Genomic DNA, 16,660 nt, shown 5'->3' with positions numbered 1-16,660 from the left:
TTCAGCCCCCCACCTTGGGGCGGACACCGGGCTTGCGCCACTCGACGTGCCCCAGGTCCATGTTCTTCCATCGGCCACCCCAGGTGAATCCGACACGTTGTGCAACCTCTCCGTACAACTCGTAACCGCGCATGGCCCAGGGGTCACGTTCGCTGATCACGAGCTTTCCGTTTCGCATGAAGGCGCTGTCGGCGGCGAGTCCGTATTGGTGATAACTCTGCCAAGCGGCTGCATTGGTCACGTGCTGGCCCATGCTGGCCAATGAGTTCTGGCGCTCGGGGCTGCGGTAGCCCTCCAGCAGCACCATGTCGTAGTTGTGCTCTTCTTTCATGATCCGGTAGATCACCAGCAAGCGCTGGCGGAACTCCGCATCGAGCAATTCCCAATTGCGGTTGGCGCTGGCCAATTGCGGACGCACGCTTTGCACTTCGGCCGTGGTGAAAACCTCGGGCGGTAGCGGCGGTGGCGGCACCAGTTGTTCGCCCTGCAGCAAGGCGGTGATGACCGCCGACTCGGACGAGGGCGAGGCCAGCGTGTCGTCATAGCCTTCGAGCGTGTGCCACGCCCGCAGCGAGAACACGACCAAGGGCGGGATGACCAGGATGGCCAGCGCTGCGCACACGCTCACCCAGTTGCGGCGAAACCAGCGGGCCACGCCCTGCGCCGATTCGCCGGCCTGCGCGGCCGGGCCTTGGGCCGAGCGCTGGGCCGCCACGCGCGCGACGCGCTGGGCATCGTTCACGCGCTGCCACAGCTGGCTGGCGCCGCCGAAGACGCGCTCTCGAAATGCCGGCAACAGAAAGAAGGCAGCCAGTGCGCAGGCGAGCGCGAAATAGGCCACGACGGCAATCCACATCATCTTGTAAGCAAGCTTTACGAGCCCCCCTGTCGGGGCGTTGTCGCGCGAGAGGCGCTCTCTAGAATCCGCCACGCGCCGCGCGAGACACGCGGTGTTGCGCCCGCGCCTTGCGGGATGCGCCGACGAACCGTCCCGCCATGAACCAAGACACAGACCAATCGGCCAACCACGGTGCCGCATCGACGCCGCGTGCGCGTCCGCAACTCTTCGGCGCACCCGCTGCGCCCAAGCCGCAGAACGACTTCGGGCCGAGCATCTTAGCCACCATCGATGGCGGCGGGCCTCGATTTTCCAAACGTCGTTCTCGCCGCGGCTCAAAGCTGTGGCTGGTGATGTTGGGCCTGCCCTTGGTGGCGGGTGCGGTGTATGTGGCGACGCAATCGCAGACGCCATCGACCCCTGCTGCTCCTGCGGCGGTGTCGCCCGCGCTGAAGTCGGTCGCCCCGCCGGTGGTTGTTGCGACGGCGTCCCCCGCGCCCACCTCGGCTGCGTCGGCCGTGGCGTCTCAAGCGGCCTCGATCGAGACGGTGGCGATGCCTGCAGCGGCTTCTGCACCCGCGGCGGCTGTAGCCAGTGCCGCTGTCGTGGCGGCTTCGGCTGCGCCCGCCGCTGCGGTGGAGCTTGCGGCGCCGCTCGCCGTGGCGGCTTCGGCTGCGCCCGCCGCTGCGGTGGAGCTTGCGGCGCCGCTCGCCGTGGCGGCAGCCACGTCGCCAGCGAAGACCGCCTCGCCCGATGCACCGAAGCCCAAGGCGGCGCCAGTCAAATCAACAGAAGTCGCGGGAGCGAGCGACACCAAGAAGCAGGCGCCACGGCCCGCCGCGACGAAGCAAACGACCAGAGTCTCTGACACGCGAAGCGCGGACACCCGAACCGCCGCCCGCGCCGAGAAGGCCGCGCCCACGCCGACGTCTCAGCAAACAGCAGCCAAGCCGGCGAGCCGCAGTGCCCCCACACCGGACACCGACGCCGAATTGCTCGCCGCAATGCTGCCGCACTTGCAGCGCATCTCGGCGGATCCGGCCCCTCGCAGCCCGGCCTATGACAAGCGCTGTGGTCAAACCAAGGGCAAGGCCGCAGACGCGTGCCGGGTCAAGTTCTGCAACGGCCGCCAAGGGGCCGACCCGGCCTGCCCGGCCGGTGCGACATCGCGTTGACCGCATGACCTGAGTGCCGCGGCGCACCGGCGCGCGGCGTGCCCAGACCCGGCTCAGGGCAGGGTGATCGTCACGTTCGCAGCTTGGGGCGCGAGCTTGATCACTTCTTGGTAGGCCGCCAGGTCCTGGCGGGTGCTTCGGTCGAGTTGCCAGCGCAGCCCGCTGAACGCGAGCAGGCCCATCAGCCCGAAGACCGAGGCGATCACCCACAGTGGCACGTCGTTCTTGAGCTTGTTGACCACACGGTCGGGCGCGGCCCAATGCGGCGCAAAGGCCGCTCGGGTGCCCTTCAGGTGGGCGATCTCGTCGCCCAGGCGCGCGGTCAGGTAGCTCAGCTTCTCGCTGCCCTCGAGGATGTACTTGCCCTGAAAGCCCAGCAGCAGGCACATGTGAAAGACCTCGAGGATCTGGATGCGTGCCGCGCCCTCGCGCCGCAGGGCTTCCAGCTTCACGAAGAACTGCTCGCCTGCCAACTGCTCACCGAAGAACTGCAACTGAAGCGGCTGGCGCTGCCAGGCATCGCGCACGCTGAATTGCGACATCAGGATGACCTCGTCCACCGTCGCGCAGAACGCGTACTTGCACAGGTGCACGTCTTCGGCCGAGCTGCCGAGCTTGTTGGCACCGCGCTCGACGCTGATCAGAAACTCTTTGATGTGCGCACGAAAGCCTTCTGCATCGGTCGGCCCTTGCTTGGCCTTCAGCAGAAAGAGCAGGTAGAAGCCGTCGTACATCAAGTCCATCAGCGTGCGCGCCTCACGCGGCGTGCTGCCGCTGGTAGGCATGCGCATCGTGGCGGCCGGGCCGTTGTTGAACAGCGAGGGCGGCTGGGTGGCAGGGGCGTTCATGAGTTGATCGCGATGAGTTCGAGTTTCAGGTCAGCGATGCCCGATGGCACGTACAGCGAGATGGCCTGCGCCTGCATCATGCGTTCGTACAGCGCGCCGCGCGGTTCGATCGCAAAGTAGTACGCCCCCGGCCGCACGGGAATGGCCGCTGGCACCTGGGGCGTGTGCACGATGGGCACGCCGGCCATCGCCGAGAGCACGAGCTTCTCGACGTCTTCTGGCGAGCCGGCCTTGAAGCGCATCGGCACGGCGTCCACCAACTCGGCCGGCGGCATCGAAGCGCTCACGCCGAGGTACAGGTTGGTGGTGGCCGTGATCTGCTGAGCATCCAGCCGGCCTTGGTGAAAGGACGGGCGCACCTCGTTGAGCGCGATGGCGAAGTAGCGCGTCGAGATCACCGTCTCTAGCAACTCGCGAATGATGTGGTCGAGCTTGAAGAAGGCCGGGCCAAGGTTGCTGTGGTCGTAAGCCGGCAGGTCGCTCAGCGTGAAGCTCTTCGAGAAGGTCATCAGCGAGCCGGCCAGTTCGAGCAGGCGCTGGAAGAGCCGCTCGGGATGCAGCCCGGGGTGGCGCATCAGGTGCGACAACGATGCGAAGGCACCGCTGGCCGTGTGCAAGAGCCAAAACGAGGCGACGTCGCCCGAGCGGAACTCGATGATGTTCTTCGACGGCTCGCGGTGAAAGCCGTACAGCGCATCGACCTTGGCCTGCAGCACGTCGAGCAGCCGGCGCAAGTGCAAGAACATCGTCGGCGACGCCTGGATGGCAATCGACGGCGGCACGTAGCGCGGGTCGAGCTCGACGTTGCCGGCCGCATTGCGACGAACCCGCAGCAAGGGAAGGCTCACGAGGTGACCGCGCGGGTCGTGGTCGGCGATCAGCTTGACCGACTTGCCGAGCACGCTCAGCTGAGCCGTGGTTGCGTCCGTGAACTGATCGGGGCAATCCTTTTGCACCTGGTAGTAGCGCATCGCGCTGTCGGCGTCTTCGCGCGACGACGCGAAGTTGCTGCCGTTCGTGCGCAGCGGAGCTGTGACCGCATGGAAGACCACATCCGTCGATTGATCGAACGCGGTTTCGAGCGACACGGCGGCAGGCAGCTCATCTTCTGCCGGGGCGTTGTAGAACTCGCCATCGGGCAGCACCATCTGCAATTCAAGCAGGCGCAACTGACCGGCCTGCAGGGCGTCTGAGTCGACCTTCAAGCTGCGCACGCCCCAGGCGAACGGGTGCATGGCGCGCATGGCTTGCGCCAAGCGCCACTCGTGATATGCGTCTTGCTGCTGGAAGTGCTGCGGGCGCAGGAACAAGCCTTCGCCCCAAAGAACCTTCGAGGTGGGAATCAAGCGGGACTACCTTCCTTGCATGTGATGTGCGAGCCGAGACGCATCAGACCTTGGGGCAGGTCGGGGCGAGAAGCTTCAACTCGGCCTTCGTGATGCCCACCGGGTCACCCGAGGCCACGCTCAGGCTGCAGGCGTGGGCGCCCAGTACGAATCCGGGGTCGAGCTGAAAGGTTTCCAGTTCGAAGGCGTAGCGCCAGCGTCGGACGGCGGGTGAACGGAACAGGCCGACCACGCCTATGAAGGCCGCTTCGCGGGCCCAGCGCTCGTCGATCTTTTGTTGTTGGCCGGGCAGCAGCACGATTTCTCGGCTCTCGAGCACTTCGTCACCGAGAACCTCCTTTTCCCTCGCGCTGTTGCCAAAGGTCTCGTACGGCGCGTTCAAGAATGCAGTGGCACTGCGCAGCTTGTAGACACGCACCACGAGCGACAGCGACTTGCCAGCAGGGTCCACATTGAGCGAATCGCTGGCCGCCAGCGTGAGCTTCATGCGGCGCGCGGGTTTGGCCGACTCAGGGATCTCGGGGACAGCCGGCACTTCGGGCTTTTTCAGCCCCACGGTTTCGAGGGCCTTGCCACCGAGCTTGCTGGCGGTTTCGCAGCCCGACAGCGCCATGCAAAACGCGACCGCGAGAAGCCATGTGCGCGAGCGTTTCATGTGTGGTGAATCGACGTGTTTCGGCGGGTTTTCCGCAGGGCTCTCGCTGCCCCGTGCAACGAGAGCCGCGAAGTCTACGGGGTGATACATGCGTTTGCATTCTCGGCCCCCAAGAGAGGGGTGGCTGAATGAGGGGTGCTGGGTAACATCGCGTAAACAATGCGGTTGTTGAAAACATTTGCGATCTAATTCGCTCGTTATCGTCTCATTCGCCGTCGTGTGCGCCCTTCCGCGGCCCTTCTGATCGACGGCAATCCAAACTCAGGAGTTGTTGGTGAATTTTTCCGAGAGTTGGCTGCGCAAGCCCATCGTGAGCTTCGCGGTTGCGACCAGTGCAGTGAGCATGACTGCGTGCTTGTCCACCGCCCCCAAGGAAGCCACTTCACTGAGCGGGCCCAACTACACCGAGTTGATGGCGTCTGCTGACGCAGCGCAGACCAAAGGCAGCACCGCTGAAGCCATGGTCTTCCTCGAGCGCGCAGCCAAGTCCGACCCTTCGAAGAAGCAGCCCTGGTTGCGCATTGCGCAGACCCAGTTCGATGCGAAGAACTACGGTGCAGCCATCTCTGCTGCCCAAGAAGTGCTTCAGCGTGACACCACCGACGTGACCGCCAAGAGCATCATGGCCGCGAGCGGCCTGCGTGTCTCTGCGGCCGCGCTTGAGCAACTGCGTGAAGCCAACGCCCTGGGCGGCAGCACCCGTGAAGAAGCGCAGACCCTGGCGCGCATCATGCGCGACGCGCTCGGCGAGGCGATTCTTCCGCCCCCGGTTGCCGAAGCTGAGCCCAAGCCGAAGCAAGCGGTGCGTCGCCCGCCCGTGGCATCGAAGCCGGCGGCGGCCCCGGTGGCCCCTGCTGCAGCCCCCGCCCCAGCGCCTGCGCCCGCCCCGAAGCCGGCCGCCAAGCCCGCCGCCGAACCCAAGCGCAACCCGTTCGACGCGCTCCGTTGATCGGGCCCACGTCGAATCCAGCAGAGAGGAACCATCATGGCCAAGAAAGACAGTGTCCAGAAGCGTCTCGAACGCGTGCGCCCGCCCCGGGTCCAGCTTTCGTATGACGTTGAAATCGGCGACGCCATCGAGAACAAGGAGTTGCCGTTCGTGATGGGTGTGATGGGCGATTTCACCGGCCAGCAAGATCCGAACAACCCGCTGCCCAAGCTGAAGGATCGCAAGTTCGTCAACGTCGACCTCGACAATTTTGACGAAGTGCTGCAAGGCATGGCGCCCAAGGCCAGCTACCGCGTGAAGAACAAGCTGAGCCCTGAGGGCGGCGAATTCGCGGTGAACCTCGATTTCAAGGCGCTCGACGACTTCACCCCCGAAGCCGTGGTGCAGCAGGTCGACCCGCTGCGCAAGCTGCTCGAAGCGCGTACCAAGCTCTCTGACCTGCGCAACAAGCTCGCGGGCAACGACAAGCTCGAAGACGTGCTGAGCGATGTGCTCAGCAACACCGAGAAGCTGAAGCAGCTCGGCCAAGAAGCCGGCAAGAAAGACCAGGAGTAAGCGATGAGCACGGCATTGCAATCGCAAGCAGCGGCCGACGGCGGCGCGAAGGAACTGGGCCTGCTCGACGAGATCGTCGCGCAGAGCAAGGTCGCCAAGACCACCACCGAACATGACCGCGCCAAGGACATCATCGGCGAGCTGGTCAAAGAGGTGCTGCAGGGCACGGTCGTCATGTCGGCCAACCTGTCGGCCACGCTCGACGCGCGCATCGCCGAACTCGACCAGCTCATCTCTGCGCAATTGAGCGAAGTGATGCACGCCGCCGAGTTCCAGAAGCTTGAATCGTCTTGGCGTGGTCTGCACTACCTCTGCAAGCACACCAGCACCGGCGAGCAGATCAAGATCAAGGTCTTCAACTCGACCAAGAAAGAGCTCGTTCGCGACTTCAAGACCGCGATCGACTTCGACCAGAGCGCGCTGTTCAAGAAGGTCTACGAAGAAGAGTTCGGCACCTTCGGTGGCGCGCCCTTCGGTGCCCTGGTCGGCGACTTCGAAATTGGTCGCCAAGCCGAAGACATGTACTTCGTCGAGCAGATGTCGCACGTGGCCGCAGCGGCCCACGCGCCCTTCATCTCGGCGGCCTCGCCTGAGCTGTTTGGCCTCGAAGGCTTCACCGACCTGGGCAAGCCGCGTGACCTGTCGAAGGTGTTCGACACGGTCGAATACGCGAAGTGGAAGTCTTTCCGCGAGTCCGAAGATTCGCGCTATGTGGGCCTGACGGTGCCCCGCTTCCTCGGCCGGCTTCCGTTCAACCCCAAAGATGGCACGACGACCGAAGGCTTCAACTTCGTCGAAGAGGTCGACGGCACGACGCACGACAAGTACCTGTGGGTCAACGCCGCCTACGCTTTCGCCGCGCGGGTGACTGCAGCATTCGAGAGCTACGGCTGGTGTGCTGCGATTCGCGGTGTCGAGGGCGGTGGCCTGGTGGAAGACCTGCCGACGCACACCTTCAAGACCGACGACGGTGAAGTGGCGCTCAAGTGCCCGACCGAAATCGCCATCACCGACCGCCGCGAAAAGGAGCTGAGCGACCTCGGCTTCATTCCGCTCGTGCATTGCAAGAACACCGACTACGCGGCGTTCTTCGGTGCGCAGTCGGCGCAGAAGGCACGCAAGTACGACTCCGATGCGGCCAACGCCAACGCGGCGCTATCGGCCCAGCTGCAATACATGTTCGCGGTGTCACGAATCTCGCACTACATGAAGGCGATGATGCGCGACAAGATCGGCAGCTTTGCCAGCGTCGAGAACGTTCAGACCTATCTCAACCAGTGGCTGGGGCAGTACATCCTGAGCTCGGACGATGCGTCGCACGAGCAGAAGGCCAAGTTCCCGCTGCGTGAGGGTTCCGTGCAGGTCTCCGAAGTGCCTGGCAAGCCGGGCTCGTATCGCGCGGTGGCTTTCCTGCGACCGCACTTTCAACTCGACGAGCTGTCCGTCTCGTTGAGGTTGGTGGCCGAACTGCCTTCAGGGGCGGGGGGCTAGCTAGGAGGCTGGGTTCGCAGATAACGAACTCAGTGGTTTTTAATTAGATCGCTTTAGGGAAGAAGGCAATGAAAGACATTTACGTCAAGTTCACGAAGAAGACCAACTCGAAGGACATCCCCGGTGAGTCGCTCGACGCCGACCACAAGGATTGGATCGAAGTGACCTCGTGGCAACACGAGATCGTGCAACCCAAGTCGGCCACGTCGTCGAGTGCAGGCGGTCACACGTCCGAGCGCTGCGAGCATGGCGAGATGCTCTTCACGAAGGACATCGACAAGGCCAGCGTCTACCTGTGGGAAGCCTGCTCGGCCGCCTACGCCTACGACGTGGAAATCCAGTTCTTCCGTGCCACGGGCACGGTGCGCACGAACTACCTGACCATCAAGCTGACGAATGCCATCGTCGCCAAGTCGGAAATGACCGTGCCGTCCAACGGCCTGCCGGTTGAAACCTTCGCCCTCAAGTACGCCAAGATCACCTGGCTGCACAAGGGTTCGAAGACCGACGGTTCGGCCAACGTTGGCAACGACGTCGGCGGTTGGGACCTGGCCCTCAACAAGGCCGCTGCCTGATTTCGATCAGTCACAGGAAAGGGCCGCGGGCAACGCGGCCCTTTTTTCTGGCCTGCGCGCTTTTGTCTCTTCTTGCCGTTTGTCTTGCCTGACACCTGGCGTGTCGGACTCCTTCTCCCATGCGCTACGCGCCCAGCCTGCTTGACAAGCTCACGCACCGCACGCTCGACACGAGCGCTGGCGAGGTGTTGCCCGGGTTCTCTCTCGAAGAGGTGAAGGACTCGGTCGCGGCCGACCTCGAGGCGTTGCTGAACACCCGCACCGCGCTCGACGCAGAGCTGACGCAGAAGTTTCCGCTGTGCGCGGCCTCGGTGGCGAACTACGGCGTGCCCGACTTTGCGGCCCTGAGCCTGTCCAGCGGCCTCGACCGCGACTTCATCTGCCGAGCGATTGAGGTGGCCATCGAGCGGCAGGACGCGCGCCTGCGCTCGGTGAGCGTGTCGCTCGAAGGCGAGGGCCGTGTGTTTAACCGTTTGGACTTCACCATTCGCGCCATCTTGCGTCTCACCGATGTGGGCGAACAGGTGAGCTTCGATGCACGCTTCGAGCCCACGGTGCAGCGCTACACCGTTGCCAAGCAGCGCGGTGGGCTGCCGCGATGAACGGGTGACGCCATGAAAGACCTGCTTCCCTATTTCGAAGCCGAGTTGTCGCGCTTGCGAGGCTCGGCCAAGCATTTCGCATCCGAGTACCCGAAGATCGCCGGGCGCTTGATGCTCGGCTCCGACGTGGCCGAAGACCCGCACGTCGAGCGCCTGATCCAGTCGTTCGCACTGCTGGCGGCGCGGGTGCACAAGCGGCTGGACGACGACTTTCCGCTCTTCGTCGAATCGCTGCTCGAGGTCTTGTACCCGCACTACCTGCAGCCGTTTCCCTCGTGTTCGATCGCCCAGTTCGACTTGGGCAGTGCCGCGGGCCAGCTGACGGGGCCGGCGCTGATCGAGCGCGGCACGCAGCTCAACAGCCGGCCTGTGCGCAGCGTGGTGTGCAAGTTCCGCACGGCCTACGACGTGCAGTTGGCCCCGCTGAAGGTCGCGTCGGCCAGCTACCGGCATGTGGTGGCCGCGCCCGACGGAACGCGGGTGCCCTCGGGGGCCACTTCGGCCATCTCGATCCAGTTGGAGCTGCAGAGCGCACAGGTGCACTGGAGCGCACTCGGCCCCACGCTGCGCGTCTACCTCGACGGTGAGGCGTCGTTGATCAGCGTGCTGCGCGATGCGCTGTGCCACCGCGTGGTGGGGCTCATGGTGCAGACGACCCCTCACGCCCCGTGGGCCGGCCCCTACCGCGAACGCGCGAGCGTCGCGGGCTTTGCCGACGACGAAGCGCTGATCGACTACGAAGAGCGCTCGCACCCTGCCTACCGCCTGCTGACCGAGTACTTCGCCTACCCCGAGAAGTTCAACTTCCTCGACTTGCCGCTGCCGCAGGGGGGCGTGTTCGGCAAGCGGGGCGCCGATGACAAGACGAGCCCGCGCTCGGTGACGCTGCACTTCCTGATGAGCGGCCTGGCGTCGGACTCTGATGGCGGACGCCTGCTGGAAACGCTGTCAGCACGCAACTTCTTGCTGGGCTGCACGCCGGTCGTGAACCTCTTCCGGCAGAACGCCGACCCCATCCGCGTGACGCACACGAACACGCGCTACCCGGTGGTGGTCGATGCGCGTCGCGCCTACGGCTACGAGATCTATTCGATCGACAAGGTGTTTCGCGTCAAGCAGACGCCGCACGGCGAGTCGATCGACGAGTTTCGGCCCTTCTTTTCGCTGCAGCACGACGACCTGCTCAGCGACGGCGACATGCCCGGTGCACAACCGGCCGGGCGCTACTGGCATGCGCAGCGTGACGAGTCCATCGCCGCCACGAGCCCGGGCTACGAGACCGAGCTGTCGATCGTGGACATCGACTTCGAACCTGCGCGTCCGCAGACCGACACGCTGTCGATTCAGGTCACGTCGACCAACCGCGACCTGCCCGCGCTGCTGAGCTTCGGCAACCCGGGCGGCGACTTGTTCATCGAAGGCGGCAGCGTGGCGCGCGAGATCCGCCTGCTGCGCAAGCCCACGTCGAGCCACCGCTTCGAGCGCAATCGTGGCAGCCTGTGGCGCCTGGTGTCGCACCTGTCGCTGAACCACCTGTCGCTGAGCGGCCGGGGCATCGATGCGCTCAAAGAGATGCTGCGCCTGTACGACCTGCCGCGTGATGCTGCCAACCGCCGGCAGGTCGATGGCATGGTGTCGGTCGAGTTCGTGCCCGCGACGGCCTGGCTGCCCGGCGAGCCTTTCGCCACCTTCGTGCGCGGCACCGAGATTCGCCTGAGCGTCGATGAGCAGAGCTTCGTCGGCACCGGGCTGGGCCTGTTTGCCGAGGTGCTCGACCGCTTCTTCGGCTTGTACGTGCACATCAACAGCTTCTCGAAGCTGACGCTCATTTCGGCGCGCACCCAGCAGCCGCTGTACACATGTCCTCCGCGAAACGGCAGCACGGCCCTGGTCTGATCGACCAGCTCTTCGCAGAGCCGCACCGCTTCGAGTTCTTCCAGGCGGTGCGCCTGCTGGAGCGCTGGCTCGCCGATGCGCCACGTTCACGCGGCGACATCGTGCCGCGCGAGTTGCGCTTTCGCAGCTCGGTCGCGCTGTCGTTCCCGCCGAGCGAGATCGAGTCGTTGCGCGTTCATCGCCGAAGCGATGCGCAGCCCTACGCCGCCTCGGGCGCGCAACCGCTGCGGGCGGGCGCCGATGTCGAACGCATCGAGATCACGCCGGCGTTCATGGGCCTGCTCGGCGTAGGTGGCACGCTGCCGCTGATCTACACCGAGCAGATCGTCCAGCGCGAGACGCAGCACAAAGACTTTGCGGCGCGGGGCTTTCTGGACATCTTCGGCAGCCGCGCCGTGTCGATGTTCTATGCGGCCTGGAAGAAGCACCGCCTGCCGCTGCAGTACGAGTCCGACCGCCGCAACCGCTTCGCGCCGTTGGTGCTGGCACTGGCCGGCGCGGGCCAGACCGCGCTGCACGAACGCCTCAAGCCCGACGAAGGCGGTGTCGCCGATGAGAGCCTCGCCTTCTTTGCCGGTGCCTTGCAGCACCGCCAGTTGTCGGCCAAGCAGGTCGAGCGCCTGCTCGCGCGCTACCTCGGGGTGCCGGTGCAGATCGAGCAGTTTCTCGGGCGCTGGTACCACCTGCCACCCGAGGCGCGCACCTCGCTCGGCCTGGGCAATGGCGTGCTCGGCAGCAACGCGCTGTCGGGCGAGCGGGTGTGGCAGCGCGACCTGCGCGTCAAGGTGACGCTGGGGCCGCTGGGCCATGCGAAGTTCCGCCGCTTCCTGCCGGGCGGGCCGGGGGCGGTCGCGCTGAAAGAACTGCTCAGCATGCTCACCGGCGTGAGCCTCGAATACGAAATCAACCTCTTGCTCAAGGCCGAGGCCATCGAGAGCAGCCGGCTCGTGTCGAACCGCTCGCCGCTGGCCGGCCGCCTGGGCTGGGACACGTACGTGCAGACGCAGCCGGCGCACCACGACCGCTGCGATGTGCGCTACGACATCAACGGTGCGGTCGCGGCCTGACCGACCGCCCCTTAACAGTCAACCTTTCGCTGTCATCACGTCACAAGAACCATGTCGAACAACCTCAAGACCCTGATCTCGAAGCTCAACGACACCACCCGCCGCGCCGCCGAGCGCGCCGCCAGCCTGTGCATGGCGCGTGGCAACTACGAGGTGGACCTGGAGCACTTCTTTCTTGCGCTGCTCGAATCGCCGCAGAGCGACTTCGCGCTGCTGTGCAAGAAGTTCGACATCTCGACCACCGAGATGCAGCGCGACCTCGAAGCCGAGATCGGCCGCTTCAAGAACGGCAACACGCGCACGCCGGTGTTCTCGGCCCACCTGCCGGCGCTGCTGGAGCACGGCTGGCTCATCGCCTCGCTCGAATCGCACACCACGCGCATCCGCAGCGCGCATCTGCTGCTCGCGCTGCTGACCGAACCGAGCCTGAGCCAACTGGCCTTCCGCGGCTCGAAGCTGTTCGTGAAGTTCAAGCTCGAAGAGCTGAAGCACAAGCTGCCCGAGCTGACCCAGGGCTCGCAAGAGGCCGCCGAGACCCTGCGTGAAGCCGGTGCCCCCGCGCCCAGTGACGAAGACTCGGCCGAGCAGTCGGCCGCCCCCGGCAAGACGCCGGCACTCGACCAGTTCACCACCAACCTCACGCAGCGTGCGCGCGACGGCAAGGTGGACCCGGTGATCGGCCGCGACGCCGAGATTCGCCAGTGCATCGACATCCTGATGCGCCGCCGCCAGAACAACCCCATCCTCACCGGCGAGGCTGGCGTGGGCAAGACGGCGGTGGTCGAAGGCCTGGCGCTGCGCATTGCCACCGGCGACGTGCCGCCGCCTCTCAAGGGCGTCGAGCTGCACACGCTCGACATGGGCCTGCTGCAGGCCGGCGCGTCGGTGAAGGGCGAGTTCGAGAACCGCCTGAAGAACGTGATCGACGAGGTGAAGAAGAGCCCGCACCCGATCATCCTGTTCATCGACGAAGCCCACACCATGATCGGCGCGGGCGGCCAGGCCGGCCAGAACGACGCGGCCAACCTGCTCAAGCCCGCACTGGCGCGCGGTGAGCTGCGCACCGTGGCCGCCACCACCTGGAGCGAATACAAGAAATACTTCGAGAAAGACGCGGCCCTGGCCCGCCGCTTCCAGGTCGTGAAGGTCGAAGAGCCCAGCGAGACGCTCGCCGCCGCCATGCTGCGCGGCATGGCCCCGCTGATGGAAAAGCACTTCAACGTGCGCCTGTTCGACGAAGCCATCACCGAAGCCGTACGCCTGTCGGCCCGCTACATCAGCGGCCGCCAACTGCCCGACAAGGCCATCAGCGTGCTCGACACCGCCTGCGCCAAGGTGGCGCTAGGCCAGAGCGCCACGCCGGCGCTGATCGAAGACACGAACCGGCAGCTCGACCGCCTCAACGCCGAACGCGAAGCGCTCGAACGCGAGCGTGCGGCCGGCGCTGACCACGCCGCGCGCCTGGTCGAGCTGAACGACCTGCGCCAGCAACTCACCGACACCGCCGGGGCCCTGAAGACGCGCTGGGAGAAGGAAAAGGCGCTGGTCGCCGAGATCCGCGAGATGCGCAGCAAGCTTGAAGCCGCGCCGGCGGCGCCTGCCGCATCGACCGAAGCCGAAGGCGAGGCCAAGCCCGCCGCCAAGGGCAAGTCCAAGGCCAAGGCCGCACCGGCCTCGCCCGAGCACGCGGCGCTGCAGGCCAAGCTCGGCGAGTTGGCCGAGCTGCAAGGCGAGAGCCCGATGGTGCCGATGCAGGTCGATGGCACGGTGGTGGCCGAGATCGTGGCCGCGTGGACGGGCATTCCGCTCGGCAAGATGGTCAAGGACGAGATTAAGACCGTGCTGGGCCTGCTGCCCACGCTGAAAGAACGGCTGATCGGTCAGGACCACGCCCTCGAAGCCGTGGCCCAGCGTGTGCGCACCGCACGCGCAAACCTCGAAGACCCGAACAAGCCCAAGGGCGTGTTCATGTTCGTCGGCCCCTCGGGCGTCGGCAAGACCGAGACCGCGCTCGCGCTGGCCGACCTGCTGTACGGCGGCGAACGCAACATGGTCACCATCAACATGAGCGAATACCAAGAGGCCCACAGCGTGAGCGGCCTCAAGGGCTCGCCCCCCGGCTACGTGGGCTACGGCGAAGGCGGCGTGCTGACCGAAGCCGTTCGCCGCCGGCCCTACAGCGTGGTGCTGCTCGATGAGGTGGAGAAGGCGCACCCGGACGTGCTGGAGATGTTCTTCCAGGTCTTCGACAAGGGCGTGATGGACGATGCCGAAGGCCGCGAGATCGACTTCCGCAACACGCTGATCATCCTGACCAGCAACATCGGCTCGCAGGCCATCATGCAAGCCTGCCTGAACAAGCCCGACGAAGAAAAGCCCGACGCCGACACGTTGGCCGAACAGCTGCGCCCGCAGCTCTACAAGGCCTTCAAGCCGGCCTTCCTGGGCCGCATGAAGGTGGTGCCCTACTACCCGATCTCGGACGACGCGCTGGAGCAGATCATTCGCCTGAAGCTCGGCCGCATCGCCAAGCGCGTGGCGACCAACCACAAGGCGCAGTTCGAGTTCGACGACTCGCTGGTCGATGCGGTGTTCGCGCGCTGCACCGAGGTGGACACCGGCGCCCGCGCGGTCGATCACATCCTCAACGGCACGCTGCTGCCCGAGATCGCCGAGAGCGTGCTGGCCCGCATGGCCGAAGGCCAGGCCATCGCGCGCATCAAGGTCAGCGCGAAGGACGGCAAGTTCAAGTACAGCGTGAAGTGATCGCTTGAGTTGAGCGTTGTCGGGAGGGCAGCGGGTGGGCGCGCTCTTCTCAACGCAAAGGAGCAAAGGAACGCCAAGGACGCCAAGGAATACAAGAGCAAGAGGCAAGCGGGTTTCTTCGCGCTCTTTGCATTCCTTTGCGCCTTTGCGATAGAAAACGGCCCCTGCCACCGACGCCCCAGGCGTCACCAGCAGGGGCCTGCACCTCAGAAGTCCCGCGACAGGATGTTCTCGATGTTCCGCTCGGCCAGCGCCGCCACCGTGAGCGCCGGGTTGGCGGCGAGCGCGCCGGGGATCAGCGAACCGTCGATCACGTACAGCTTCTCGTAGCCCAGCACGCGACCGAAGAGGTCGGTCGCGCGGCCCAGTGGCACGCCGCCGACCGGGTGGTAGGTGGCCGCGTCCGACATCACCTTGCCGCTGAACAGGTCGGTGCGGTACTGCGTGCCGTTGGCGCTGTTGACCTTGTCGAAGATGAACTTCGCACTCGCCACCGCGGGGGCGTTCTGGTGGCTCCAGTTGAGCACCGCCTGGTCGGTGGACGCGTTGTACGAGAACGTGCCGGTCTCGGGGTTGCGTGGCATCACGATGCTCATGCTGATGCCCGACTCGAACGGGAAGGTCAGCGGCAGGTTCATCGAGAAGAGCGGCTTGCGGTTCTGGTCGCGGGTGCGAAAGCCCGAGGCCGGCACGATGGACTGCGTGGTGCCCACGGGGTTGTCGGGCGTGTTCTGCCGCACCACGAAGATGTCGCCATTGGCGCTCCACTTCGTGCCCACGTGCGCATTCAGACGCGGCAGCGTGCCGGTCTGCCGCGCGCGCACCAGCATCTCGGTCGTGCCGATGCTGCCGGCGGCCAGGAAGAGGTGGTCGCACGCGATCTGGTAGCGGCGCAGGACGTTGCCGGCCAGGTCGATCTCTTCGGCGGTGACGACGTAGCTCTTGTCGAGCGCACGTTCGATCTTCTTCACGCTCGTCATCGCGCGGATGGTCACGCGGCCGGTGCCCACGGCGTCGGCGATGTAGTTCTTGTCGAGGCTGTTCTTGCCGTGGTTGTTGCCGAAGCCGCCTTCGCCGCCGAGGGCCGAGCGCGGCACGGTGCCGGCTTCTTCTTGCTCCATGTAGGCGTAGTCGTAGCCCGAGGGCAGCAACTCGGTGGTGAAGCCCGCGTTCGCCAGGTTCTTGCGCAGCGTGCGCGCGTACTGGTGGTACGGGCTCGCCTCGAAGTACGCCGGTCGAATGGTGTTGAGCTTGAGCTTGGTCGAGGCCTTGGGGTAGTGGCGGCGCAGGAAGTCATCGACGTTGAAGCCGTAAGGCATGACCTCGGCGAGCACCTCGCGCAGCGGCGTGATCAGCATGGCGATGTTGACCAGCGAGCCGCCGCCGACGCCGCGGCCTAGGTACACGTCCATGCCCGGGTAGCGCTTGAGCGCCAGCACGCCGGCGCCATAAGGCACGGTGCGCGTGGTGGGCTGGCCGTTGAAGCTCGTGACCACGGCCGCAGCCTGCGTCGAGAACCACATGGCGCGCTCGTCAGGCTGCGCGTTGCCGCAGAAGATCTTGCCGTCGGCGCCGGGCGTGTTCCACAGGCGGCCCATCTCAAGCATCGTGACCGGAATGCCGCGTTCGGCCAGCCGCAAGGCCGCGATGGCACCGCCGTAACCCGAGCCGACCACCAGCGCGCGCACGCGTTCTCGTGTGGACTGGGCCTGTGACGACTGCGCGACCGCAGCCGCCAGCCCGCCGACCGCGATGGCGCGGCCCGTGATGCCTGCGGCCGAGACCGTGTTGAGGCCCAGGCTGGCGGCGGTCGCCAGCACCTGCTGGCCGAACTGGCGTCTTGTCTCCTGCATGTTTGTCTCCTCTTCGTGGGTGGGAAGAGGGATGCTAGGAAGCG

14 protein-coding genes are annotated in these 16,660 nt (G+C 65.6%); 9 read left to right on the top strand and 5 right to left on the bottom strand.

All coding sequences use genetic code 11. The annotated features are described in order from the left end of the window. Window position 1 precedes the first annotated feature (1 nt). Window positions 2-859, bottom strand: a complete 858-nt coding sequence (locus tag AC1KAT_RS04020) for a M15 family metallopeptidase (protein WP_480323021.1) — start codon at window positions 857-859, stop codon at window positions 2-4. Between the two features lie 107 nt (window positions 860-966). On the opposite strand from AC1KAT_RS04020, the gene AC1KAT_RS04015 reads away from it, so the two are divergent. After that, entirely contained in the window at window positions 967-2,013 is a 1,047-nt protein-coding gene (locus AC1KAT_RS04015; protein ID WP_480323019.1) for a hypothetical protein, read from the top strand. A 53-nt stretch (window positions 2,014-2,066) separates the two neighbouring features. Here the strand turns inward: AC1KAT_RS04015 and icmH are convergent, their stop codons facing one another. From icmH to tssJ, 3 genes are read right to left on the bottom strand one after another with little or no spacing between them, the layout of a single operon-like run. Next, the gene (gene icmH / locus AC1KAT_RS04010; protein WP_480323017.1) at window positions 2,067-2,861 is read right to left on the bottom strand and encodes a type IVB secretion system protein IcmH/DotU; all 795 of its coding nucleotides are present in this window, start codon (window positions 2,859-2,861) and stop codon (window positions 2,067-2,069) included. Continuing rightward, window positions 2,858-4,207, bottom strand: coding sequence for a type VI secretion system baseplate subunit TssK (tssK, locus tag AC1KAT_RS04005; RefSeq protein ID WP_480323015.1), 1,350 nt, complete (start codon window positions 4,205-4,207; stop codon window positions 2,858-2,860). Before tssK ends, icmH begins: the two co-directional genes overlap by 4 nt. A 43-nt stretch (window positions 4,208-4,250) precedes the next feature. Next, on the bottom strand, window positions 4,251-4,862 hold the full coding sequence (gene tssJ, locus AC1KAT_RS04000) for a type VI secretion system lipoprotein TssJ (RefSeq protein ID WP_480323013.1): 612 nt from the start codon (window positions 4,860-4,862) through the stop codon (window positions 4,251-4,253). 355 nt (window positions 4,863-5,217) lie between these two features. Between tssJ and AC1KAT_RS03995 the strand changes: the two genes are divergently transcribed. From AC1KAT_RS03995 to tssH, 8 genes are all read left to right on the top strand, one after another. Then, entirely contained in the window at window positions 5,218-5,811 is a 594-nt protein-coding gene (locus tag AC1KAT_RS03995) for a hypothetical protein (RefSeq protein WP_480323011.1), read from the top strand. Window positions 5,812-5,847: 36 nt separating this feature from the next. Beyond that, window positions 5,848-6,366 carry a type VI secretion system contractile sheath small subunit gene (gene tssB, locus AC1KAT_RS03990; protein ID WP_480323009.1) on the top strand — a complete coding sequence of 173 codons (519 nt, stop codon included), beginning with the start codon at window positions 5,848-5,850 and terminating at the stop codon, window positions 6,364-6,366. 3 nt (window positions 6,367-6,369) lie between these two features. Beyond that, window positions 6,370-7,857 (top strand): type VI secretion system contractile sheath large subunit, encoded by a 1,488-nt coding sequence (tssC, locus tag AC1KAT_RS03985; protein WP_480323007.1) that lies wholly within the window; start codon window positions 6,370-6,372, stop codon window positions 7,855-7,857. A gap of 68 nt (window positions 7,858-7,925) precedes the next feature. Beyond that, window positions 7,926-8,432, top strand: a complete 507-nt coding sequence (locus tag AC1KAT_RS03980) for an Hcp family type VI secretion system effector (RefSeq protein WP_480323005.1) — start codon at window positions 7,926-7,928, stop codon at window positions 8,430-8,432. A gap of 119 nt (window positions 8,433-8,551) precedes the next feature. Beyond that, on the top strand, window positions 8,552-9,034 hold the full coding sequence (gene tssE / locus AC1KAT_RS03975) for a type VI secretion system baseplate subunit TssE (RefSeq protein WP_480323003.1): 483 nt from the start codon (window positions 8,552-8,554) through the stop codon (window positions 9,032-9,034). 12 nt (window positions 9,035-9,046) lie between these two features. Next, window positions 9,047-10,930 (top strand): type VI secretion system baseplate subunit TssF, encoded by a 1,884-nt coding sequence (tssF, locus tag AC1KAT_RS03970; protein WP_480323001.1) that lies wholly within the window; start codon window positions 9,047-9,049, stop codon window positions 10,928-10,930. Continuing rightward, on the top strand, window positions 10,894-11,997 hold the full coding sequence (gene tssG, locus AC1KAT_RS03965) for a type VI secretion system baseplate subunit TssG (RefSeq protein ID WP_480322999.1): 1,104 nt from the start codon (window positions 10,894-10,896) through the stop codon (window positions 11,995-11,997). Before tssF ends, tssG begins: the two co-directional genes overlap by 37 nt. A 51-nt stretch (window positions 11,998-12,048) precedes the next feature. After that, window positions 12,049-14,763 carry a type VI secretion system ATPase TssH gene (gene tssH, locus AC1KAT_RS03960; protein ID WP_480322997.1) on the top strand — a complete coding sequence of 905 codons (2,715 nt, stop codon included), beginning with the start codon at window positions 12,049-12,051 and terminating at the stop codon, window positions 14,761-14,763. A 206-nt stretch (window positions 14,764-14,969) separates the two neighbouring features. Here tssH and AC1KAT_RS03955 read toward each other — a convergent pair whose 3' ends face one another. Next, window positions 14,970-16,616, bottom strand: coding sequence for a GMC oxidoreductase (locus tag AC1KAT_RS03955; RefSeq protein WP_480322995.1), 1,647 nt, complete (start codon window positions 16,614-16,616; stop codon window positions 14,970-14,972). Window positions 16,617-16,660 lie beyond the last annotated feature (44 nt).

Source organism: Piscinibacter sp. PDB5-1 (assembly GCF_056676035.1).
Note: the sequence above shows the minus strand (reverse complement) of the source record. Positions and strands in the feature narration are given on the sequence as shown.

Bases quoted from the DNA above. Each gene is read 5' to 3' on its own strand.
- AC1KAT_RS04020 (WP_480323021.1), bottom strand. From the start codon at position 859: ATGATGTGGATTGCCGTCGTGGCCTATTTCGCGCTCGCCTGCGCACTG.
- icmH (WP_480323017.1), bottom strand. From the start codon at position 2,861: ATGAACGCCCCTGCCACCCAGCCGCCCTCGCTGTTCAACAACGGCCCG.
- tssJ (WP_480323013.1), bottom strand. From the start codon at position 4,862: ATGAAACGCTCGCGCACATGGCTTCTCGCGGTCGCGTTTTGCATGGCG.
- tssB (WP_480323009.1), top strand. From the start codon at position 5,848: ATGGCCAAGAAAGACAGTGTCCAGAAGCGTCTCGAACGCGTGCGCCCG.
- tssC (WP_480323007.1), top strand. From the start codon at position 6,370: ATGAGCACGGCATTGCAATCGCAAGCAGCGGCCGACGGCGGCGCGAAG.
- AC1KAT_RS03980 (WP_480323005.1), top strand. From the start codon at position 7,926: ATGAAAGACATTTACGTCAAGTTCACGAAGAAGACCAACTCGAAGGAC.
- tssE (WP_480323003.1), top strand. From the start codon at position 8,552: ATGCGCTACGCGCCCAGCCTGCTTGACAAGCTCACGCACCGCACGCTC.
- tssF (WP_480323001.1), top strand. From the start codon at position 9,047: ATGAAAGACCTGCTTCCCTATTTCGAAGCCGAGTTGTCGCGCTTGCGA.
- tssG (WP_480322999.1), top strand. From the start codon at position 10,894: ATGTCCTCCGCGAAACGGCAGCACGGCCCTGGTCTGATCGACCAGCTC.
- tssH (WP_480322997.1), top strand. From the start codon at position 12,049: ATGTCGAACAACCTCAAGACCCTGATCTCGAAGCTCAACGACACCACC.
- AC1KAT_RS03955 (WP_480322995.1), bottom strand. From the start codon at position 16,616: ATGCAGGAGACAAGACGCCAGTTCGGCCAGCAGGTGCTGGCGACCGCC.